The sequence below is a fragment of the Microbulbifer sp. TYP-18 genome, assembly GCF_040932045.1.
Taxonomy (GTDB): Bacteria; Pseudomonadota; Gammaproteobacteria; order Pseudomonadales; family Cellvibrionaceae; genus Microbulbifer.
Window position 1 is genome coordinate 61909 of sequence record NZ_JBFRBC010000012.1, and the last position, 22418, is coordinate 84326.

The following is a 22418-nucleotide window of genomic DNA, read 5'->3' on the forward strand; positions in this document are numbered from 1 at the left end:
GGGGTAGGCCCTTTCGACCTGGGCGGCCTCTATTGCTCCAGTGGCCATCTTTAGCTGGGACGCGTCCAATAAAAACCATGTATCGGCACACACCACAGTCACCGGGTTTCATCTGCCGCATGCGGCAATCGCAAGCCGTGCTGCTGTTGCTGATATTTCTCTGTGCCCGGGGCCTGGTGCCGGCGGGCTTTATGCCGGCGCCGGTATCCGGCGGGGCCCCCTATGACTTCTGCCACGGCGACAGCCGCAGCGCTCTGCTCCTGCAGTGGCTTGCGGACCAGCGCCACACGCACCAGGGCCACGAATCCGGCCATCAACACGATGCACTGACCGCACATACGTTTGCCGATAATCACTGCAGTTTTGCCGCCGGTCCGGCGGCTCTCGCCGGCGAACCTGGGGCACTCTTGCCGTTTGCGGTCCGCACGGTGGACGCGGTGCCATTCGAGGGCCGCTTTTACCCTCTGGCACAGGCATTTCTGCTGCCGCTCTCCCGTGCCCCGCCTGTATTGCCGCTCGCCTGACGATTCACTCTTAATCCATTTTTTGCGCTCGTGGTGTGCAGATAGCACTCTGGGCGATATCTATGGCGATCGCTGTGTCAGCGCGATTGCCCCTGCACGGAAAGAAATTTATGCGAACACTTAAATACAAGCTGTTATTGCCAACCCTATTTTTGACCAGCTGCGCTGCCCCCTGGGCACTGGCGCACAGTGAGCTGCCGGAATATCCACCCGAAAGCCATGCCCCAGCCGGGGTGATGTTTGACCATTTGCACGCAAAAGGTGAATGGATGCTGGGCTATCGCTATGGACGGGAGACATACCGGGATATTTATCGCGGCTCCAGCGAAGCGGGGACCATGGAACTGCAGATGGCGGGATACACCATGAAGCCTGTCTCCATGACCATGGAGATGTATATGTTGGATATTATGTACGCCGTCTCCGACGATCTGACACTCATGTTGATGCCCCAATACATGAGCATGGATATGTCTATGGTCATGATCGGCAGCGGCCATGGGGCGGGGCACAGTCAACATACCGGCGACCGCAGGCACAGCACTTCCGGTGTCGGTGATACCGTCATCGCAGGGCTTTTCCGCCTTGCGAATACCCATAACCTGCGGCTGCATGCGACACTTGGGCTCAGCGCGCCCACTGGCTCGGTCAAGGAAAGAGGACCAAACGGCAACCTGACCCACTACGGTATGCAATTGGGCAGCGGTACCTGGGACCTGTTGTCCTCGCTGACCTATACCAGCGGTTTGGAGAGATTGAGCTGGGGCGCACAGCTGTCCGCCCGCCTGCCGCTGGAAGAGGAGAACGATTCCGGCTTTGCCTTTGGTGAGCGTTACGGTGCCACTGCCTGGAGTGCATTCCGTGTGGCGGATTGGTTGAGTATTTCCGCGCGCCTGGAATATGCCAAGGAAGGCGATATCAATGGCCACTACGAAGGTCCGCACAACCATAGCAGTCCGCCCGACCGGCAGGGCAATTACGGTGGCAACTATTCCGCCTATGGACTGGGCGTCAATCTGGTGGGGCAGCGGGGGCTGTTTGCCGGCACGCGATTGGGGCTGGAGTGGCTGAGCACACTGTCCGCTGACTATAACGGCTATCAGCTGGCGCGCGAAGACGGTTTGAACATGAGCCTCAGCTACGCGTTCTGACGCAGTTGCTGTTCACCCGGCGATTCAACAAGTTGCCGGGTGAACGCGGTACAGGGATGTACCGCCAGCGCGGCGCTTTTTGTGGCCCCCATTGCCGGCACCGACCGCTGGGGACTAAAAGCGGTAACTGAGGTTCAGGGTCAGTGAGCGCAGGTGGCCGAGATCAAACCCGGCGACGCGGCCGGCGTCGTTGTAGTTGTACTCGATGGAAGTGTCCAGGTCCTGGGTCCAGAAAAAGCGATAGCCGACGCCCGCGTTCCAGTAGTTGTCGTCGCCGTCGTCGTCCACCCGTACACGGATTGTCTGGTTGTCGCGCCGCACCGTGTGTACATCGAACTCAGCGTAGTTCCAGCCCGCCATCCAGTAGAGGCATTGCACATCGCAGAAAAGGGTGAAATCCACTTTGAAGTTGATGCCGTATTGGTCGACATCCACACCTTCATCTTCAAAGTTCGAGTAGCGCAGTTCCACCTGCCAGACACCTACCGCAGGCGTGATGCCGAGACTGGCATAGGAAAATAAATCCCGGTCGCTGTTGATCTGCAGTTCTCCCTGGCCGACACCGACAGTGCTGATTACCCGGTACTCCCCCAGGCGAATACCCTCAAAGGGGTTGTTCCACTCCACCGCAGCGGCCGGCGCAGAGCCGAGTAATGCAAAGACGAAAACAATCCTTTTCATGGCGGGGCTCCTTGCTCCAGTCGCTGGTCAGTTCTTTCTTCGGGGTATGGGACTGCGGGATTCAGGCGAGTGGGCCACGTCAATGATGGCCCAGATGCCTCCGGCAAAAGCGGGGTTTGCTTTCAGGCTCCGCATATCGCCCGGTGGTGGTGGCAGCTGCCCGATGGCGTCCGCATCTTCAAGACGCTGTAATATTGTCTCCGCCATTTTTTGCAGTGCGTCATCGAGGGTCTCGGCATGGCAGTGACAGTGGGGAAGGTCCGGCGCTATGGCGCCAAAGCCGGTGCTCTCTATGTGGTGAACCACAACCGGGTAGCGCATTGGCAGTTACTCTTATGGAATTAACTCACCAAGCGTAGACGGTAATCCTTTTGACTGGCAAATTGCCGCGGCGGACTTTTTCCCGCTCGTCGACATCCGTTGTAGGAGCGCGGAAAATCCACTCAGCGCGGAATACGACCGAGCAATGCGCGGCGCGAAAAGATCATTTCCCTGTAGGTTTGTAGCAGCGAAACATCGATACCGGATTCCGCTCCCTGGATTTCCTCCACCTGCCGATTCAGCCAGGCGATTTCGGTTTCCAGTTGATGCCGCAGCCGGCGGGTTTCCGCCTCGTTGATGTTGACATGCACATGAGCAGACTTGGCCATGGTTTGTCCTCCACCAGTACGACAGCAGGTTTGCGGTGCGCGGCAATGCCGGTTTCTACAGGTGTCATAGCAAAGCCTGAGGTTGCACCGAATTAATCAGACGTTCCAATGAGTTTAGCAGGCTGCTGAAAAAGTATTTTCAGGCCGCAAATACAGCATGTAACTGCCCGATTTGTAGTGGAGGGCTTGCGGATATGGGCCGCAAACCGTGGTTGCGGAAAGCGAGGGAGGGCTTTTTCAACAACCGGTTAATTGGCCGGCGCCAGTTTGCCCTGGCAGGTTGTTGAAAAAGGCATCCTGTCGGTTTCAAAACACGAAAAGTGAAAAATGTGTTTTTCACTTTTCTCCCAAAATCAACGACTTAGGCGTCGCGGATTTTTCCGGAACATCCATATTCCGGTAGCAGGCGTCGAAATTCTTCGAATTTCAACAGGCTCTAGCAGGTTGTTGAAAAAGGCATCCTGCCTTTTTCAACACACGAAAAGCGAAAAATGGGATTTTCACTTTTCTCCCAAAATCAACGACTTAGGCATCGCCGATTTTGCCGGAACATCCATATTCCGATAGCAGGCGTCGAAACTCTTTGAATTTCAACAGCCTGCTAAGAAAACCCTTTGCCGTGCCTGCCGACAGCGGCTTCGTTCCGCGCCCCTGTGGCGGGGCACTGTGGTGCAGGGAATTAGCTGCAGTCGGCGAGCAAAGCGCGCCAGTCGAAGGAGGGGTCGCCAATAACGTAGAAAGATGGGTTAAGCACAGAGTCCTTGGTGTTGTAGCGCAGCGGAGCAAACTGATCGTCGACCACTAGGCCGCCTGCGGCTTCGACCACTGCCTGGGCCGCCGCTGTGTCCCACTCACAGGTGGGCGCCAGGCGCGGATACAGATCGGCGGCACCCTCCGCCACCAGGCACAGCTTTAGGGAACTGCCCATATTTTTCAGCTCAGTGTGCCCCAGCTGCTGTTCGATGCGCGCCACCAGCCGGTCTACCGCTCCGGCGCCGTGACTGCGGCTGGCCACCAGCCCCAGCGGCGACTGCACATCCAGCTGTGACTGCACGGAACGCACACGGATGGGGTTTTCGCCCCCGGCGGTGCGCTTATAGGCCAGCGCCTCAGTCCCCGGGGCGGCCCTATGGCCGGCGTAGGTGATTTCCAGCACCGGCACATGCACCACGCCCAGCACGGGTACGCCGTCCTCTATCAGCGCCACATTGACCGTAAATTCACCGCTGCGACGGATGAATTCCTTGGTGCCATCCAGTGGGTCCACAATCCAGTAGCGACGCCAGCGGCGGCGTTCGGAGAAGGGGGGCATGGCCTGCTCTTCCGAGAGCACTGGCACACCGGGGGTCAGTTGCGCCAGGGCCGGGGCGAGTATGTTGTGGGCGGCCAGGTCGGCGGCGGTTACCGGCGAGTCGTCGCTTTTGGTATCTATCTTGAGGTCGGCACTGCTGTGATAGACGTCGAGAATGGCCCGCCCCGCCGTACTGCAGATATCGATGACCTGTTCTACCAGTTCCCTTCTGTTTTGCGCCTTGGCCATGCCTGTCCCCTGTTGAATGCAGGCCGCATTATACGGTGCGAAATGAAACGGGCCAGGGTGACGCGATGGCGCTGCCGGACCTGGGCATGGCCGGCGGATAATCCGGCCCGCGTTCCTTCTCAGGCCGCAAACAGGTCCTCGATGGAGAGGTACCGCTCGCCGGTATCGTAGCTGAATACCAGGATCCGGCTGCCCGGGGGCAGTTCCCCCTCGAGCTTTTTCACCGCCGCCAGGCTGGCGCCGGAGGAGATGCCCACGAAGATACCTTCCTGCAGCGCACACTGGCGGGCCATTTCAAAGCTGTCCTCTTCGCTGACCTGGACTGTGCCGTCCAGGGTGTCGGGGTTGAGAATCTCCGGCACAAAACCGGCACCGATACCCTGCAAACGGTGGGGCCCCTTTTCGCCACCGCTGATTACCGGAGACTTTTCCGGCTCCACGGCCAGGGTTTTTAAATTGGGAAACCGCTTCTTCAACACTTCACTGCAACCGGTTATATGGCCGCCGGTGCCCACACCGGTAATCAGGTAGTCGATGCCGTCGGGGAAATCGGCAAGGATTTCCCGCGCGGTGGTCTCGCGGTGCACCCGGGTGTTGGCTGGATTCATAAACTGCTGCGGCATCCAGGCATCGGGGTGTTCACTCAGCAGTTGTTCGGCCTTCTCTATGGCTGCGGGCATACCGCCTTCCTTTGGGGTCAGCACCAGCTCGGCCCCCAGTGCTTTCATGACCTTGCGCCTTTCCAGCGACATGGACTCCGGCATTACCAGGATCAGTCGATAGCCGCGTACCGCCGCCACCATGGCCAGCCCTATACCGGTGTTGCCGGAGGTGGGTTCAACGATCACCCCGGCGGGCTTGAGCGCGCCGCTGGCCTCGGCATCGTCGATCATCGACAGCGCTATGCGGTCCTTGATACTGGAGCCCGGATTAAAGCGCTCCACTTTCATCCACACCTCCAGGTCCGGGCGGAAAAGCCGGTTGATGCGGACGTGTGGCGTATTGCCGATGGTGTCGAGTATGTTGTCTGCTTTCATGGGCGATGCTCTCCGTTTGATGCGCACTGCGGCTGTGGCGACAGTGCCGGATTTTTTTGGGTACCGGCCGTGCGGTATGCATTGAATCGCCGCAGCCTTTGGCGAATACTGGCGGAAGTGGCGCCAAGAAGCTAGGGCCAACTCAGTTAGTGTGAACAGGCCCTGGCAAGATCGACAACAAGCGAGGGAAAGCAACCATGAGTGCAGAGATTGTCACCGACCACAGCCAGTATCCCACCGCCCTGCGCGGGCGCCTGCTGTTGGTATTTATTGCGTCTGCCGCCAGCTATGTGCTGTTGGATGCGGTGGATATCCAGGCCCCCTGGATGCCGGCGGCCAAGGCGCTGCCTATCGCGGTGCTGGGCCTGCTGGCACTGGGCGAGCTGCGTGGGCTCACCCGCTCCCTGACTCTGGCCGCACTGTGCTTTTCGGCCCTGGGGGATGTGCTGCTGGCACTGGATTTCCCCAATCACTTTGTTTTCGGTCTCGGCGCCTTTCTGGTGGCGCAGTTGGTCTATGCTGCGAACTTTTTGCGTGGGGCGGATTTCCGCAGCCGGCGCTTTGCCCTGCGGGCCCTGCCGATACTGGTAGTCACCCCCCTGCTGGCATGGCTGCTGCTGCCGGCCGCGGGTGAACTGGCAACGCCGGTACTGGTCTATCTGAGCGCGATTGTGCTGATGTCCCTGGGGGCCGCAGCCCATCGCGGCAAGTCGGGCCTGCTGTTTGCGGGCGCCCTGACGTTCATGGTGTCAGACACGCTGATCGCGGTGAACAGGTTTCTGTTGCCGCTGCCCCTGGCCGGAGTCGCGGTGATGCTCAGCTACTACAGTGCCCAGTGTATGCTGCTGTACGGCATAATCCGGGCGCGGGCATAATTGCACCTGGGTCCGTGGCCGGCGGGCAAAATGTAAAGAAGAGGTATCCATCCCCCATGTTGGATTGGCAACAGATCGATACGGTGCTGCTGGATATGGATGGCACCCTGCTGGACCTGCATTACGACAATCATTTCTGGCTCACCCACTTGCCGCGCCGCTATGCGGAAACCCATGGCCTCAGCCTGGCGCAGGCACAGGCGCAGCTTCACGATGAGATAGAGGCGCGCCGCGGCACCCTGGAGTGGTACTGCCTCAGCTTCTGGTCCCGCAGGCTCAAGCTGGATATCGCCGGCATACTGCGTGAAATCGAGGATCGCATCGCTCTGCGCCCCCAGGCGCGCCCTTTTCTGCAGCGCCTGAACGCATTGGACAAGCGGCTAATGCTGGTGACCAATGCGCACCGCGACGGCCTGGAGCAGAAGCTGGAAATTACCGGCATCGACCGCTGGATGCACGACATCATTTCCTCACACGATCTAGGGCATGCCAAGGAGAGCCTGGAGTTCTGGAATGCCTTGCGTCAGCAGGTTCACTTCGACCCGGACCGCACCCTGTTCGTGGACGACAACCAGGAAGTACTGGCGGCGGCGCGGGCCTACGGCATCGCCCACCTGCTCTGCATCCGGCAGCCGGACAGTCGCGGGCCGCTGCGGGACATCACAGAATTTCCGGCCATTCACCACTTCGATGAGATACTCGCGCTCTGATGGACAAGGTACGTATCGACAAGTGGCTGTGGGCGGCTCGCTTTTATAAGACCCGCAGTATCGCCAAACAGGCTATTGACGGCGGCAAGGTGCAGGCGGATGGTCAGCGGGTCAAGGCGAGCAGGGAGATAGCGCCGGGTGTGACCCTGATCCTGCGCCAGGGCTGGGATCAGGTGGAAGTGGAGGTGGTCGCACTGTCGGATCAGCGCCGGGGGGCGGAGGTAGCCCGCACCCTGTACCGTGAAACAGAGGACAGCGTGGCCCGGCGGGCACAGGCGCGGGCCGAGCGCCAGGCCAGCAACGCCGGTATTCGCAGCGAAAAGCCCAATAAAAAGCAGCGCCGCCAGATCCACCGTTTCCAGCGCGAACAGGAGTGAAACGTTAATTTCTGCCGGAACCGGTGCTCCAACAGTGGCCGCACAGCGTAAAATTGCGTGTCAACTGCTAAACTGGGCCCAAGTTAACGAGTTCCGCACCCCATGATGAATAAGCTTTTCACCCTCCTTGCGCTCCTGATTCTGCTTGCGGGCCAGGGCGCGAGCGCCGATAGCCGCGAGCATGAGCGGCTCAAACGCTCCATTATCAAGATCTACACCACCGCCGCTGCGCCCGACTACTTCAACCCCTGGGCACTCCTCAACGCCAAGCAGCTATCCGGCTCCGGTGCGGTGATCAGTGGCCAGCGTATTCTCACCAATGCCCATGTGGTGGCCAACGGCAGTTTCATTCAGGTCCAGCGCCACGGTGACGCACAGAAATTCCGCGCCCGGGTCCAGTTTGTCTCCCACGAGGCCGATCTTGCGTTGCTGAGTGTGGACGACGACAGCTTTTTTGACGATACGGATGCCCTGGAACTGGGGGAGCTGCCGGACCTGCAGGAAGAGGTAACCGTGTACGGTTACCCCATAGGCGGAAAGTCCCTGTCCATTACCCGCGGGGTGCTGTCCCGGGTTGAGCATCAATACTATATACACGCCGAGAGTTACCTGATGGCCGGCCAGATCGATGCCGCCATCAACCCCGGTAACAGCGGTGGACCGGTGATTTCCGCAGGCCGTATCGTGGGCGTGGCCATGCAGACCAACCAGGGCGCGGAAAACCTGGGTTATTTCGTCCCCCCCGGTGTGATCGAGCATGTGCTGAAGGATGCCCGGGACAGTGTGCACCAGGGATTCCCGGAGCTGGGTATCGTCACCCAGGGCCTGGAGAGCCCGGCCATGAAGCGCGCCTCCGGCCTCCGCGACGACCAGGAGGGCGCCCTGATCGTCAAGGTCTTCAGTGACGCCCCCGCCGCCGATGTGCTGCGCCCCGGCGATGTATTGCTGGAAGTGGACGGCTATGCCGTGGCCGCCGACCGCACTGTGGAGTGGCGTAAAAACCAGCGCACCAACTATCACTTCGTAGTGGACCGGCACCATGTGGGCGACAAGCTGCCACTGCGCTTCGCCCGCAAGGGCGAGGTCCGTACGGCCGAGATCACACTGGCCGCGCCGCCCCCGTCGCGTACCCTGGTGGTGAGCGAACAGTTCGACCGGCGCCCCCGCTATTACATTTATGGGGGGGTGGTATTCGTGCCGCTGAATATGAACCTGATCAAGCGCTGGGGCAAAAACTGGCATTCCAAGGCGCCGATCGAATACCTCTATGCGCGCAACCAGTGGAGCGAGCCGGATCGCCGGGAACTGGTGGTGGCGCTCAAAGTCCTGCCGGCCGGGGTCAACCTGGGTTACCACGACTGGAAGAACTGGATTATTGATTCGGTGAATGGCCAGCAGGTGGCCGATTTCGCCGAGTTTGCACAGTTGATGGAAAGCAATAGCCAGCCCTTTGTCGAACTCCGCGATCAGGCCGGTTACCGCATGGTACTGGATGCCGAGGCGGCGCAGGAGCAGCAGCCGATGATTCTGCAGACTTACCATATTCCCCACCGCCACTCCCAGGGCTTGTTCAGTACGCTGGCCGAGCTGGATGAATAGTTAGGCTTTCACCGGCGTCGCCAGGGAGAAAATAACCAGATAAGCGTTACCGGGAGGAATCGTGAAACGACGTTACCGGGTCGGGCTGATGGCTGTATTGATCTGGGCCGGCACAGCCGCTGCGGACCAGCTCTACCGCTGGGTGGATTCAGAGGGCAGGGTGCACTTCAGCGACCGTCCACCGAAGAATGCCGACGCCGACAATATCGCCGGGCAGTTGCGCTCAATCAACAGTATCGACGCCACCGACACCCGGGGGACTTCGCCTTCCCGGCGCCAGGCGCAGCTGCAGCAGGAGTATGCGACGCGCCAGCAGACCCAGCGGCAGCAGGAACGGCACCGGCGGGCCAATGCCTGCCGCAAGGCCAGAGAGCGGCTGCGAATACTGCAGGGGAGGGTGGCCTTTATCGATGAAAAGGGTCGCGAAGTGGTGATCACGGAAAGGGAGCGCCAGCAGCAGGCGCAGCGGCTGCAGGGGGAGATTGCCCGGGTGTGCAGCTGACGCAATTTGCCGGCGGCGGCTACCATCACCCTATACTCCCGGCTAAAATCCCGCGGTTTTTGCCTGAGACATCTTATGCCGGATCAATTGGAACGTTTTATTTTTTCCAAACGCGACATTCGCGGCCAGATGGTTACCCTGACCCAAGCCTATCGGGATGTGCTGAGTAACAACCAGCTTCCCGCTCCGGTGGCCCAGTTGCTGGGCGAGTTCCTCGCCGCTGCCTGCCTCCTTTCCACCACGCTCAAATTTGAGGGGCTGCTGGCCCTCCAGGCGCGGGGTGAAGGGGAGGTTCCGCTGATCATGGCCGAGTGCACCCACCACAGCGACCTGCGCGGTATTGCGCGCGTCGCCGAAGGGGCCGCCATCCCGGAGGGGGCCAGCCTGCGCCGGCTGGTGGGCGACCGGGCAGTGCTGGCCATCACAGTGGAGCCGGAGCGCGGCGAACGCTACCAGGGCATAGTGCCACTGGAAAAAGACAGTCTGGCGGAGTGCCTGGAGGATTACTTCACCCAGTCCGAGCAACTCGATACCCGCTTCTGGATTGCGTCCGGCCCCGAAGCTGTGGGCGGCATCATGCTGCAGGTGCTGCCCGGCAACAACGCCGCCAGCGAAGCGGAAAACCGCGATGCCTGGGAGACGGCCCAGCACTTGGCTTCGACCGTTACCGCGGAGGAGTTGCACAAACTGCCCCACAGCCAGTTGCTGCACCGGTTGTTCCACCAGCTGCACCCGGATCCGCTGGGCACCGCCAATATCCGCTTCAAGTGCAGCTGCTCGCGTCAGCGCAGTGCCCGCGCCCTGGTCGCCCTGGGGCCCGAAGAGGTATATCAGTTGTTGGAGCAGCAGGGAGGCGAGATTCGGGCCGACTGCCAGTTCTGCAACACCCGCTACCGGTTCGACCGGGAGCAGATCGAAGCCCTGTTCAACGCGCCCCCGCACACGCTGTATTGATTTTTCGCGTCCGTGCGCCGGCATTTGTCCGCGGCACCCCGGTCCCCATGGGCTGGGTGCTTTTCCCATAAAAATTCATCAAATCTATGTAGTGAAATTACGCCATTTGCAGGTCAAATAATTTAATGCAAAAATTTAACTGACAACGTTGTCATTGCTTAAAAAGTGGTCATTCTTGCTGTCCCGCCAATTTGAAGTTTGCAATAATGCGCCCCCGAATTTCGCCGGCTGCCCCCTGCAGCGGCTGTCACACTTTTTATTCCACTTAATCTATGGGTATTCGACGCATGGCACACATCGACGACGCGGCTCAGATCCTCAGGAATCTATCGTCGGCGCAACTGGCTGAGGAAGCGCTCAAGCGTGGTGAGGGCAAGCTGTCCGATACCGGCGCCCTGGTGACCGAGACAGGGGCGCGCACCGGCCGCTCCCCGGCGGATCGCTTTGTAGTGGAAGAGCCGTCCACCAGTGACAGCATTGACTGGGGTGGCGTTAACCGTGCCTTCCCGGAGGACAGGTTCGATCAGTTGTGGGATCGGGTGGAGGACTTTATCGCGGCCTCCGACCGCTTCGTGCAGCAGCTGCATGTGGGGCAGGACGAGGACCACTATCTGCCGCTGGTGGTCACCACCCAGACCGCCTGGCACAACCTGTTTGGGCGCAACATGTTCATCCGCGCCGACAAGTACAATCCCAAGGGCAAGGAAGAGTGGCATATCCTGCACGCGCCGCACTTTGTCTGTGACCCGGAGCGCGACGGCACCAACTCCGAGGGCTGCGTGATCATCAACTTTGGCGCCCGCAAGGTGCTGCTGGCGGGCATGCGCTACGCCGGTGAGATGAAAAAAGCCATGTTCTCGGTACAGAATTTCCTGCTGCCGGAAAAAGACGTGATGCCCATGCACTGCGCTGCCAACGTGGGCAGTGGCGGCGATGTCTGTCTGTTCTTCGGGTTGTCCGGCACCGGCAAGACCACCCTTTCGGCGGACCCCGAGCGCTATCTGATCGGCGACGACGAACACGGTTGGGCCAAGGGTGGCGTATTCAACATGGAGGGTGGCTGCTACGCCAAGACCATTAATCTCAGCCGCGACAACGAGCCGGTGATCTGGCACGCCATCCGCTTTGGTGCCATCGTCGAGAATGTGGTCACCGACGAATCGGGTATCCCCGATTACGCCGATACCAGCCTGACCGAAAATGGCCGCTGCTCCTATCCGCTGGAGCATGTGGCCATGCGCCAGATGGAAAACCGCGCCGGTGAACCGAAGAATGTCATCTTCCTCACCTGTGACGTTTCCGGCGTGTTGCCGCCGGTGTCCATCCTGTCCAAGGAAGCCGCCGCCTACCATTTCCTGTCCGGCTACACCGCCCGTGTCGGCTCCACCGAGCTGGGCGCCCAGGCGGGTGTGCACCCCACTTTCTCCACCTGTTTCGGTGCGCCCTTTATGCCCCGAGCCCCGCGGGAATACGCCGATCTGCTGATGAAGCGTATCGACGACTTCGGCTCCAGGGTCTACCTGGTGAACACCGGTTGGACCGGCGGTTCCGGTGACAAGGGCAAGCGCTTTCCGATACCGGTCACCCGCGCCGTGGTTGCCGCCATCCAGAGCGGAGCCCTGAACGGCGTCGCCACCGAGCGCCTGGAACGGCTCAACCTGGATATTCCAATGCAGGTGCCGGGCGTGGACAAGGCTTATCTCAACCCGCGCGAGGCTTGGGCCGACAAGGCGGCCTACGATGCTGAGGCGGAGAAATTGGCCAGACTGTTCGCCGACAATATCGAGAAATTCCAGGTCAGTGACGCCGTCAAGGCGGCGGGCCCCGCAGTCTGAGGCTGGACTCTAGCAGGTTGTTGAAAAAGGCATCCTGCCTGTTTCAAAACACGAAAAGCGAAAAATGTGATTTTCACTTTTCGCCCAAAATCAACGGCTTAGGCGTCGTCGATTTTGCCGGAACATCCATATTCCGGTACCAGGCTGTCGAAATTCTGCGAATTTCAACAGCCTGCTAGGCTATAGTGAATAAAGAGGCGCCGCTGGCAATGGCGGCGCCGGGGGTGTGATCAATAGCGATTGAACGCCGTTATGTTCGCAAGCAGTCCTCCATCGCCCCGCGGCCAGCGGCCTCCGGGGCAGCGGATCAACCGGGTGGTAGTGGCCGTAATTGCCGCGGTCCTGCTGCTGCTAGTCACCGGCCTGTGGCTGTATCTGTATCTCGGTACCCTCGAAAAACCCTACTACGAACTGCAGGGTTACCGCGTTGCCACCCAGCGCAGTTTCGATCAGTTTTTACGCAACAGGGACCACCGCGCCCAGTATCGGGAAATGGAACAGTTCCTGCGCCTCAACGGGGTGGCGGATGTCACCGAAGTGTCCAACCTGCTTCGCCAGGGTTCCGACTGGCTCGAAGTGGGGGAGCCGGCGTTCGCGTTTCCTCCGCGGGAACTGTGGCGCAACATCATCCCCACACTGGTGCTCATGCGGGATGAACTGGTACCGGTAGTGGGTCCTGTGGGTGTACTCTCCGCCTATCGTACCGATAGCTACAACCGCAAGGCCGGCGGCGCGCCGGCCAGTAAGCACCGCAACTTTTGTGGCCTGGACCTCGTACCCCGCTCCAACATCAGCCGCGCGGAACTGGCGGATGAACTGCGCAGCCTCCATGCGCGGCTGGGTCCCGGCAGCGATCTGGGGATAGGGCTCTATAGGGGTGTGCGCTTTCATATCGACACCTGCGGTTATCGGCGCTGGTAAGCGGGCACGCTTTGTGGTTAAGCTGGGCCCCGGCGGCGAGACGTTGGGCTGTGTGTTATTAACCCGGCAACAAAATAAATTGCCAGGTTAACAATGAGTATCGCCGGCTTTGTGTGCGGGTCATCGCTGTGCACCCGGCATTTATATAGTTGTGGCTCTGCTGCGGGGACCAGCTGCAACAGAGAGAAACTGATTTTTTTGCATGCCGAAACGGGCGGCATTTCAAGGGGGCAATGTGAGCGAAAAACTAGAGCGCAATTCCTTTATTCTGTCACTGATTCTGGTGACGGTGGCATTTGCCTTTCTGCTTAGACCTTTTTTTACCCCCATTTTCTGGGCCTGTGCCATAGCGGTGATTTTTTTTCCGGCGCACCGCCGCCTGCTCACGCGCATGCCCAACTGGCCCAATCTGACAGCCCTGCTCACCCTGTTGATGTGCATGATACTGGTGGTGATCCCCGTGCTTTTGGTCGCAACTTCGTTTGTGGACGAGGCGGTGAATTTTATCCAGCGGGTACAGAGTGGAGAAATCGATTTATCCAAGCCCGTGGAACAGGTGCGGTCGGCCTTTCCCGGAATCGGTGCCTTATTCGACCGATTTGGTATGGATCTGGACCAATTTAAACAGCGCCTGCTGGGCGGGCTGGTGGGTGCCGGTAGCTTCGTGGCGAAAAATGCCCTGGCGCTGGGCCAGAATACGGCCAACTTTTTCCTGATGCTGGGCCTGATGTTGTATTTGACCTTTTTCCTGTTGCGGGACGGTGAGCGGCTGGTTGATCTCCTGATTCGCGCCCTGCCGCTGGGCGACGAGCGCGAATACCTGTTGCTGGCAAAATTCGCCGAGGTTACCCGCGCAACCATCAAGGGTAACCTGGTGGTCGCAATTACCCAGGGTACATTGGGTGGGTTGATTTTCTGGGCGCTGGGACTGCCGGCTCCACTGTTGTGGGGTGTGATAATGACATTACTGTCACTACTGCCTGCGATTGGTGCTGCACTTATCTGGTTTCCCGCTGCAGTTTACCTCTATGCCGTTGGTGAAATCGTCAAGGCTTCGGTACTGATGCTGTTCGGTATGCTGGTCATCAGCCTGGTGGACAATCTGCTGCGCCCGATTCTGGTGGGGCGTGACACCAAATTGCCAGACTATATAGTGCTGTTTTCCACAATTGGCGGTTTGCTCATGTTCGGCATTAGTGGCTTTGCGATTGGCCCATTACTGGCAGCTCTCTTTATGGCTTTTTGGCAGATTTTCATGCGTGAGTTTATATCCCCATCCCATGAAACACCTAACCGCTAACACTGTATGAACCCGAATGTCCGCGACTGGAAATTATTAGCTGTTGCGGGCTTTTTGCTTTACTTCAGCAGTGTCTGGGCGACGTATGAAAAGCACTGCCCAGAATAACCACTTCGATATACAGAGCTAGTATAAAATAATTGTTAGGATATATCCTAACAATTATTTTGCCCCATCTATCATCCGAAATAATAATTGCCGTTAGTGGCAGATAAGAGAACCAGTAAAATTGTGTTTGTGCACCGGTTCACAAAAAGTCGCCGAATTAAAATTACAGAAAAGATCGAACAATATATATTGCACTGGCCCTTCGATGCCTATTCCGTTGATATAAGATTTTTCGTTATAACTTGAAGAAAGCAACTAGGGGTTGATTTACGTTTTTTTTGTAATAAGGAGTTTGTAATAAAATAATTAACAACAGAAGGATTTTATAATGAGATTTCCAACAAGAGGTAATTCTTCACTAAAAGGTCGGTTATTGGGGTTGTTGGTTTTACCGCTGGCTGCTTTGTCACTCAATCTTTCAGCCCTTGAGGCATCCGAGGATGGTCAGTTACTGCGTTGTGGCACCGACCACCCAACGGTGCAGGAAGCCGTGTTGCAGGAGAATTATTTTCAAAGCATGCGCAGTACCCTTCAGCAGGCTGTACCTGCGCCGGCACCAATCCTGCCAGTTGCGTCGGTCGTAAACGTCTATTTCCATGTTATCAGAAATAATGCGGGCAGTGGGAATGTAACCGATGCGGATATCGCCAACCAGATCAGTGTATTGAATGCCGCTTTCGTCGGCACGCCTTTCAGCTTCAATCTGGCAGGGATTACCAGAAGCAACAACAACAGCTGGTACACAGTGTCCCCCGGCAGCTCTGCGGAGTCCCAGATGAAATCGGCCCTGCGGGTCGGAGGGGCTGCGGATCTGAATGTCTATTCGGCCAATCCAGGTGGCGGTTTACTGGGCTGGGCCACTTTCCCCAGCAGCTATTCCTCCAACCCCGTCAATGATGGCGTTGTGATTTTGACGGAGTCCCGCCCGGGTGGTTCGGCGGCCCCCTACAACGAGGGCGACACTCTGGTGCATGAAGTTGGTCACTGGGTGGGCCTGTTCCACACCTTCCAGGGCGGTTGTAACGCCACCGGCGGCGATTTTGTCAGTGATACCCCGGCGGAAGCTTCTCCTGCATTCGGCTGCCCGGTAGGCCGTGATTCCTGCCCGGGTCTGGCCGGCTTGGATCCGATCCGCAACTATATGGACTATGTTGACGACTTCTGTATGTTCGAGTTTACCGCAGGTCAGTCAACCCGCGCCCAGCAGCAGAGCAGTTTCTATCGGGGCTTGTAATGCTCCATTTCCGGGGACGAATCTCGGCCAACGGATATTGGCAGACTGGTATCATTCCGGTAACTCAATAAGTTGCCGGCTAAATAGAACCAATATCAACACTGTCCCTTGGTTGGTAGTAATTCGGCAGCCGTACAGGCTGCCGGATTAACGTTGCTGGGGGTGTTTTTGACCCTGTTCGCGAAGCCAGCTGACCGGCAGCGGATGCCCCGGCTCAACAACGGAATATCGAATTCAACCCACGCACAGGATGTAACAGGACTGTCGTACCCATCGCCGCTGGTAAAAAGGGTGAGATTGTATCTAAATAATAGTTGTCACTGCTTGTCACTTGATAGCCCGCTCAAGTCTTGGGCGGGCAACTATGTCGATCCGCGGTAGGGGTTTGGGAAAGAGAGGGAAAGAGCCAGCTGGTCGGAAGGCATTAGGTGGTCTAAATGCGGTTACACCGACGTTGATAATCGAGGGGAAGGGCTGCGGACAATCCGGATAGTTTTGTAAATGGCAACTGTTGGCGGGCTTTACCAAAGCTTCCTGACGCACTCATCTGTTTATAGTGCACGGATTAGGTCCGGGAAATTGCCAGTACCTGGCCGAAAAGCGCTTGGTCGTCGCGGTCGGAAACTGGCAACCTGATAGAGGGGAATGAACACCTATTAAAATAACAGAGGCATTTTCCATGACTATTTCATTGGCAGTCCCTATAAAAGAAAAATATTGGTTTTTATTGTTTCTGGTTGTTGTACTCACCGCTATTTCAACGGCTGTCTTTGCTGCTGACTCAGCTGCAGAACCAACCTCTACTTTACGCTGCGGAACTGAACATCCAACGTTTAGGGTGGCCGGTTTGCAGGAAAGCTACGTAAGGGATATGAGCGCGGCACTAAGTAGCTACAGTCCAGCCAGGGTGGGTACTGCAAATGTGAATGTCTATTTCCATGTGATCACCGACAGCAACGGCAATGGCTCCCTTACATTTGCGGAGATCAGCAATCAAATAAATGTATTGAATGACGCTTATCTTGGAACTTCATTCATCTTCAATCTGGCATCGATCACAACCACTGTAAATGACAGATGGTACAGTGTGACACCCGGCAGTATCGCCGAATTTCAAATGAAATCGACCCTGAGGGTTGGTGGTGCCGCTGACCTGAATATTTATACCGGTGGCTTGGGGGGGGGATTGCTGGGTTGGGCTACTTTTCCCAGCAGCTATGGTTCCAACCCAATCAATGACGGTGTGGTGCTATTGACGGAATCCCTGCCGGGCGGCAGTGCGGTGCCATACAATGAAGGCGATACCCTGGTACATGAGGTCGGCCATTGGTTGGGCCTGTTTCATACTTTTTCGGGAGGCTGTAGTGATCCCGGAGATTATGTCGACGATACTCCGGCACACACAACTCCGGCGTTTGGCTGTCCCGTGGGAATGGATTCGTGTCAGGGCCCAGGATTTGAAGGCTTGGATCCGGTTAACAATTATATGAATGTCGGTGACGATCAGTGTATGTTTCGTTTTACCCTGGGCCAGGCAATTCGAGCGCAGCAGCAGAGCAGTTTTTACCGCGGACTCTAAGGCTTGGTAACCGTATGAGAATGATATGGGGCGAGGGGAAAGAAATCATTGTTAGTGAATTGCCTGCCAAAAAAAATATCAATGGGGATTAATACAGCTCAGTAATATTCGGGCCATTAATCAAGCGCCTACTTACTTGGGCTTAAATGTATTTAAGACCCGCCTGGTTTCGGCTGCAGGAGAGCCATGGAAGGCTTTACAGTTATCTGCCAGATAGACGAGGAGTTATGAACTGGAATGGATATAAAATTAATTTAATTTTTTTGCTCTACTTAGCTGACGTAAATTTATCATTTTGACGGCTGAGCTAACCAGAAATAACACAGTTGTGAACTGATTCACATTTTATTCCTGAAATTACATTGTGGCCGTGGGTGGTCACTATATATTGCCTCCAGCTCTGTAAGTGTTTTTTGGTTAGCCACATTTTTGCTCGTAACGTCTTGCCAATAAACCAGGGCTGTGCAGCATAATCTAAAATTATATGGAAGTGACTAGGGGCTGGTACACACTGGATCCAATAATCGCGTAGTCATCCCTTAAAAAAACCAGGTGTAACTGTAAGTTCCACCGTAAGCGGTCGTGAATAATAGGATGTTACGATTTGTGAATCCGATCCGAAACTATAAGAATATTTTTCCTGATTAATACGCACGATTATTTTATGTGCTAGATCATATGGAAGTGGTTTCTTTCCCGGTAAGGAACCGTACATTTCTGTGCGGCCCACTCAGTGTGGATAGGCCCCGTTAAAAAATAACACATGAGGGACTTTCCAATGCAAATACTCACAAGTAAGATACTATGGTTTAAAAATTGTACCATGGCGCTGTTGCTTTCGCCCATCGTTGTTTTGTCTTCCGGGGCTTTCGCCGTCCCAGCCTTTGACGACCACCTATCCTACTGCGGCACTGAACATCCGACCCAGCAGGAGGCTGCCCTGCAGGAAAGCTATCTTCGTACCATGCTGAGCCCGTTGGATAACTATGTGGAACAGAACCGTGCTCTCGCCACAGTGAATGTGTATTTCCACGTGATAACCGATACTGCCGGCAATGGCTCGCTCACCTTGTTGGAAATTAATAACCAGATGAGCGTATTGAATTCAGCTTTTTCCGGTACGGGTTTCAGTTTCAATTTGGTTTCGGTAACTAATACAGCAAATAACAGCTGGTATACAGTGGCGCCGGGAACCCTAGCAGAATCCCAGATGAAATCCGCGCTTCGGGTAGGGGGTGCCGCCGATCTGAATATTTATACGGCAAATATTCTTACTGCCGGTCTGTTGGGTTGGGCCGCCTTCCCCAGCAGCTATGCCTCCAATCCCATCAACGACGGTGTAGTGCTATACACCGAAACCCTGCCAGGGGGAAACCTAGTACCTTACAACCAGGGGGATATATTGGTTCATGAAGTGGGTCACTGGGTGGGGCTGTTCCACACATTCCAGGGCGGATGTAACGCTACTGGTGGGGACTTTGTCAGTGATACCCCGGCGGAGGCCACGCCGGCGCGGGATTGCCCGGTGGGCCGAGACTCCTGTCCGACTCTCCCTGGATTTGATCCGATTCACAACTATATGGACTATACCGATAACGCCTGTATGTTCGAGTTCACTCCGGGCCAGTCCACGCGTGCCCAGCAGCAGAGCAGCTTCTATCGCGGACTTTGATAAACCATAGTGTAAAGGGGGCACAAGTGCTTATGGAATTGTGCTTATGCCCCCTGTATGGGCTACCCCCATGGATGTGTAATCAGTAGTAGACCTCCCGGGCTTAAATGTTCGGGAGGGCCGAATTTACTCTCCTTGTCTGAGCAACGCACCCTGGGAGCTGGGTGATTATTTACGCACCGCTGCCAGATCCACAGCCAGCTTCGTATCTCTCTAACGTATTTCACAAGTATCCAATATGTTTGAGCCAACCCTTCACTTTGATGTGAGAGAAAGCCTTGTCAAATATCCGCGAGACGTCTAAAGAAATGATAACGGAACTTCTCAAAAATTTGGCATTAAATGAGACTCTGCGCTCCTATAGAGCTTTCGCGATACCATTGGTTAAAAAATAGGCTAACATTTTCAGGCTAATTAAATTCCGATAACCGCTTGATCAACGACAATAGGCTCTCCATTACAAGATAAAACTCTTATGTTTACCTGCAATCAGTGGGAGGAGGATGTCCCATTATACTCTGTGACAACCAGAAAACACTCATAGATATATCAGCTGCTAAGTGAAGACTTTCTTTGTCTTGGTAAAATTGTACTAATTACAAAATATATATTTGGCGAAAAGATAATCATAGAAACCAATGTCACGTAAAGATTATGTAGACTTAAGTGCCATGTAGGCATAACATTGCCTTCCGAAATTAAGGATTTCTAGTAGTTTAAAAGACCACCAGCTGCATTGGCGTGGTGGTAGATGAATAATTTCAGAAGAGTGGTGGGTTATCTTGCCCGTCTCGTATTGTTGGGGCGATGACTTTGGCTACAAGTAGGGTTTGGCTATTTTGATTGTCACTCCAATCAGTGCTGTGGCAGATTATTTTCGATTGCTTTTACGTTAGTGCCATTAGCGGAGCTTGCCCACATAGGAGTCGAAAGGAGGTGAATTTGGATAGAATTAATAGTGGTGTCATTACTCTCAAAAGTAATATGGTAAGAAATTGCAATTGTTAGTATTAAGTAAGTATGAGATGAATAATCAAAAAAACCGTGAAAGTTATTGGGTTAAAAAATGCATTCTCGTCGGGTTAGGTTTCGTATTTCTGTTATCTGCTTGTACCAGTACAGAAAAACTAGTCAGCTCCGATTGGTATGAAATAAAATCGCAACATTTTCGTATAGTGACAAATGGTAATCCAAAAAAAGTACAGAAACTGGCAGAAGATCTCGAGCAGTTTCGGATTTTTTCTCAGAAATATATAGCATTTCAATCGGACCAGCAGTCATTAACAATATACGCCCTCGCAGATCAATTAAGTTTTGCGAGAGTTAATGGTAGCAAAAACGAGCGGAATGTTATAGGTAGCTTTAGAAATACTTCATATGGAAGTTTCGCTTTAGTGAATATTCGTGGGAATAGATATTTTCCTGATAATCCCGCTCGCAAGATTCTTTTTCACGAATATACTCACTTTCTTACTTATTCCCGCAGCTCTTATAATTATCCTTACTGGTATAGTGAAGGACTTGCCGAGAGTTTTTCCACAGTCCGATTTAACGGAAAAAATGTATTTGAGGTTGGAAGAATGCCGGTGGATCGCGCGATTAGTCTCAGCCAACTCAAACAACTCCCCCTCAAACGGCTTCTTGAGGCAACGCGAGGCTCCTTGGATGAGCAAGAGGCTGAAGCTCTCTATGCCTCTGGTTGGATGCTTACTCATTGGTTGCTATTTGATCCAGAACGAAAACTTGCCTTGGAACGATATCTCAAAGCGTATCAGACAGGTGCTGACTCGGTTACGGCACTCCCAAATGCCCTCGATATGACATTTGATGAATTGGAAGCACAATACCAACTTCTTTCCAAATCGGACTTCGTATATTTTAGTGGGCAAATAAGTGAAAGTAGGAATATTAGCTCCGCTTTGATAAAGCCGATGATGCGTGAAACTGCTATTGCTGAGATCGCTCACTTCATGGCTATTACAAGGCAGAAGCCGTCAGTTCTTCAAGATTTTTTTAAAAGTGCAAAACAGAAAGGGGTCGTCAGTCCACCTCTGCAGGCAGCGTTGGCGATCTCAGAATCGCAGGCAGGTAATTTTTTCCTGGCAAAGGAGATCCTCAAGGAAGTAGAGAAGAAATACCGGCGGGAAAGTTGGTACCTTGAGGCGGATGCGAAAATTTCTCTAACTGAAGCACTCGCGAAAAATGGAGAGCTAGATGTTAACGAAATCGCTTCTCTTCGTGACCAATATGTTCATCTTGTTAATACTCAAGAACATATACCCGCTTACTGGCATGAATTGGCGATTACCATGCAACTACTAGGATACCCGCGAGAACAGTATCTGGAAATGCTTGAACAAGCCTATTGGCGTGCACCACGGGATATAAATATAGCCTGGTGGTTTGTCCGCGAGCTTTATGTCAGCCGTGATAAGAAATTATTTCCTTATGTTGCTCATCCACTACTGATGCAGATCTACAATAAGAAGTCGCGGGCCTATCTGAAATCCATGATCAGGGAGATAGAACAAGAGCAAGAGTTGAATGTAACCTCTGAGTTGACCGCAGGAGGCTTGGGTGAGATGCTTGCAGAGTATCATCAATTATCTGGAAACAAGGCGTTAGCCCTGGCTATAGACTATAGCGGGGCCTATGCAGTAGGGTATGTTGGGGAAAGTCACAGTCAAGCTGAGGCAAAAAACTTTGCTCTCAAGGCTTGTGAAGAGCGGCGGGCAAACTATTCGGTGAGAGATGCCTGCACAATTTATGCAGAAGGTAATGATATATTAGACTCCGCTGCAGCTATCATCACTCCCGTGATCAATTAACAACTGCTAAAAATAACGATTTGGGTTGAAGTTTTTCTCGGAGTAAAAACATATCTCCGGAATGATTGATCTTATCCACGACTAAACTAGAACTTCTTGCAGCAAATGGCTGAATTCGGTAAAGTGAATTCAGCGTTTGTACTGGGCCTGGTGTATGCTTCGATGACATTTGTCTCTCAATATCCGTAGTATTGCCTTTATGATCCAATCTTGTTCATCGACTTATACTAAGGATAACAATCAGATATGCCTCTGGTCACTACCTTACCCCGCCATTAAGCGATGCTGTATGCTTTCCAATGAAAAATTCTAAGTCGCAGAAAATAGAATAGGTAATGTAA

The 22418-nt window shown here is 54.9% G+C and carries 20 protein-coding genes; 15 read left to right on the forward strand and 5 right to left on the reverse strand.

What is annotated here, in order from left to right; translation table 11 throughout:
* Window positions 1-119 precede the first annotated feature (119 nt).
* A complete protein-coding gene (locus tag ABVT36_RS11330) occupies window positions 120-524 on the forward strand; it encodes a hypothetical protein (protein WP_368456681.1) in 405 nt (134 codons plus the stop codon).
* 110 nt (window positions 525-634) lie between these two features.
* Window positions 635-1675: a hypothetical protein gene (locus ABVT36_RS11335; RefSeq protein ID WP_368456682.1), complete on the forward strand. Its 1041-nt coding sequence runs from the start codon at window positions 635-637 to the stop codon at window positions 1673-1675.
* A 114-nt stretch (window positions 1676-1789) separates the two neighbouring features.
* Here ABVT36_RS11335 and ABVT36_RS11340 read toward each other — a convergent pair whose 3' ends face one another.
* The 5 genes from ABVT36_RS11340 to cysK all read right to left on the reverse strand — a co-directional run bounded on the left by ABVT36_RS11340 (window position 1790) and on the right by cysK (window position 5583).
* Window positions 1790-2356, reverse strand: coding sequence for an outer membrane beta-barrel protein (locus ABVT36_RS11340; RefSeq protein WP_367149533.1), 567 nt, complete (start codon window positions 2354-2356; stop codon window positions 1790-1792).
* Window positions 2357-2383: 27 nt separating this feature from the next.
* Window positions 2384-2677 (reverse strand): type II toxin-antitoxin system HicB family antitoxin, encoded by a 294-nt coding sequence (locus ABVT36_RS11345; protein WP_368456683.1) that lies wholly within the window; start codon window positions 2675-2677, stop codon window positions 2384-2386.
* A gap of 122 nt (window positions 2678-2799) precedes the next feature.
* Entirely contained in the window at window positions 2800-3006 is a 207-nt protein-coding gene (locus tag ABVT36_RS11350; protein WP_367149536.1) for a hypothetical protein, read from the reverse strand.
* 679 nt (window positions 3007-3685) lie between these two features.
* Window positions 3686-4546 (reverse strand): 3'(2'),5'-bisphosphate nucleotidase CysQ, encoded by an 861-nt coding sequence (cysQ, locus tag ABVT36_RS11355; protein WP_368456684.1) that lies wholly within the window; start codon window positions 4544-4546, stop codon window positions 3686-3688.
* 119 nt (window positions 4547-4665) lie between these two features.
* Window positions 4666-5583 (reverse strand): cysteine synthase A, encoded by a 918-nt coding sequence (cysK, locus tag ABVT36_RS11360; RefSeq protein ID WP_368456685.1) that lies wholly within the window; start codon window positions 5581-5583, stop codon window positions 4666-4668.
* Window positions 5584-5780: 197 nt separating this feature from the next.
* Here cysK and ABVT36_RS11365 point away from each other — a divergent pair, with 197 nt between their 5' ends.
* From ABVT36_RS11365 to ABVT36_RS11425, 13 genes are all read left to right on the forward strand, one after another.
* A complete protein-coding gene (locus ABVT36_RS11365; RefSeq protein WP_368456686.1) occupies window positions 5781-6458 on the forward strand; it encodes a lysoplasmalogenase in 678 nt (225 codons plus the stop codon).
* A 56-nt stretch (window positions 6459-6514) separates the two neighbouring features.
* The gene (gene yrfG, locus ABVT36_RS11370; protein WP_368456687.1) at window positions 6515-7168 is read left to right on the forward strand and encodes a GMP/IMP nucleotidase; all 654 of its coding nucleotides are present in this window, start codon (window positions 6515-6517) and stop codon (window positions 7166-7168) included.
* Complete coding sequence (locus ABVT36_RS11375) at window positions 7168-7545, forward strand: RNA-binding S4 domain-containing protein (protein WP_368456688.1); 378 nt, start codon at window positions 7168-7170, stop codon at window positions 7543-7545. The genes yrfG and ABVT36_RS11375 overlap by 1 nt, the downstream gene beginning before the upstream one ends.
* A 102-nt stretch (window positions 7546-7647) precedes the next feature.
* Window positions 7648-9144, forward strand: coding sequence for a S1C family serine protease (locus tag ABVT36_RS11380; RefSeq protein ID WP_368456689.1), 1497 nt, complete (start codon window positions 7648-7650; stop codon window positions 9142-9144).
* Window positions 9145-9205: 61 nt separating this feature from the next.
* On the forward strand, window positions 9206-9646 hold the full coding sequence (locus tag ABVT36_RS11385) for a DUF4124 domain-containing protein (protein WP_368456690.1): 441 nt from the start codon (window positions 9206-9208) through the stop codon (window positions 9644-9646).
* Between the two features lie 75 nt (window positions 9647-9721).
* Window positions 9722-10600 (forward strand): Hsp33 family molecular chaperone HslO, encoded by an 879-nt coding sequence (hslO, locus tag ABVT36_RS11390; RefSeq protein ID WP_368456691.1) that lies wholly within the window; start codon window positions 9722-9724, stop codon window positions 10598-10600.
* Window positions 10601-10887: 287 nt separating this feature from the next.
* A complete protein-coding gene (locus ABVT36_RS11395; protein WP_368456692.1) occupies window positions 10888-12435 on the forward strand; it encodes a phosphoenolpyruvate carboxykinase in 1548 nt (515 codons plus the stop codon).
* A 252-nt stretch (window positions 12436-12687) separates the two neighbouring features.
* Window positions 12688-13356 carry a D-Ala-D-Ala carboxypeptidase family metallohydrolase gene (locus ABVT36_RS11400; protein ID WP_368456693.1) on the forward strand — a complete coding sequence of 223 codons (669 nt, stop codon included), beginning with the start codon at window positions 12688-12690 and terminating at the stop codon, window positions 13354-13356.
* Window positions 13357-13591: 235 nt separating this feature from the next.
* Window positions 13592-14656, forward strand: coding sequence for an AI-2E family transporter (locus tag ABVT36_RS11405; RefSeq protein WP_368456694.1), 1065 nt, complete (start codon window positions 13592-13594; stop codon window positions 14654-14656).
* A 511-nt stretch (window positions 14657-15167) separates the two neighbouring features.
* Window positions 15168-15998 carry a zinc metalloprotease gene (locus ABVT36_RS11410; RefSeq protein WP_367149549.1) on the forward strand — a complete coding sequence of 277 codons (831 nt, stop codon included), beginning with the start codon at window positions 15168-15170 and terminating at the stop codon, window positions 15996-15998.
* A 679-nt stretch (window positions 15999-16677) separates the two neighbouring features.
* Complete coding sequence (locus tag ABVT36_RS11415; protein WP_368456695.1) at window positions 16678-17577, forward strand: zinc metalloprotease; 900 nt, start codon at window positions 16678-16680, stop codon at window positions 17575-17577.
* A 778-nt stretch (window positions 17578-18355) separates the two neighbouring features.
* Window positions 18356-19249, forward strand: a complete 894-nt coding sequence (locus ABVT36_RS11420; RefSeq protein ID WP_368456696.1) for a zinc metalloprotease — start codon at window positions 18356-18358, stop codon at window positions 19247-19249.
* A gap of 1025 nt (window positions 19250-20274) precedes the next feature.
* Complete coding sequence (locus ABVT36_RS11425) at window positions 20275-22077, forward strand: hypothetical protein (RefSeq protein WP_368456697.1); 1803 nt, start codon at window positions 20275-20277, stop codon at window positions 22075-22077.
* The last annotated feature ends 341 nt before the right edge of the window (window positions 22078-22418 follow it).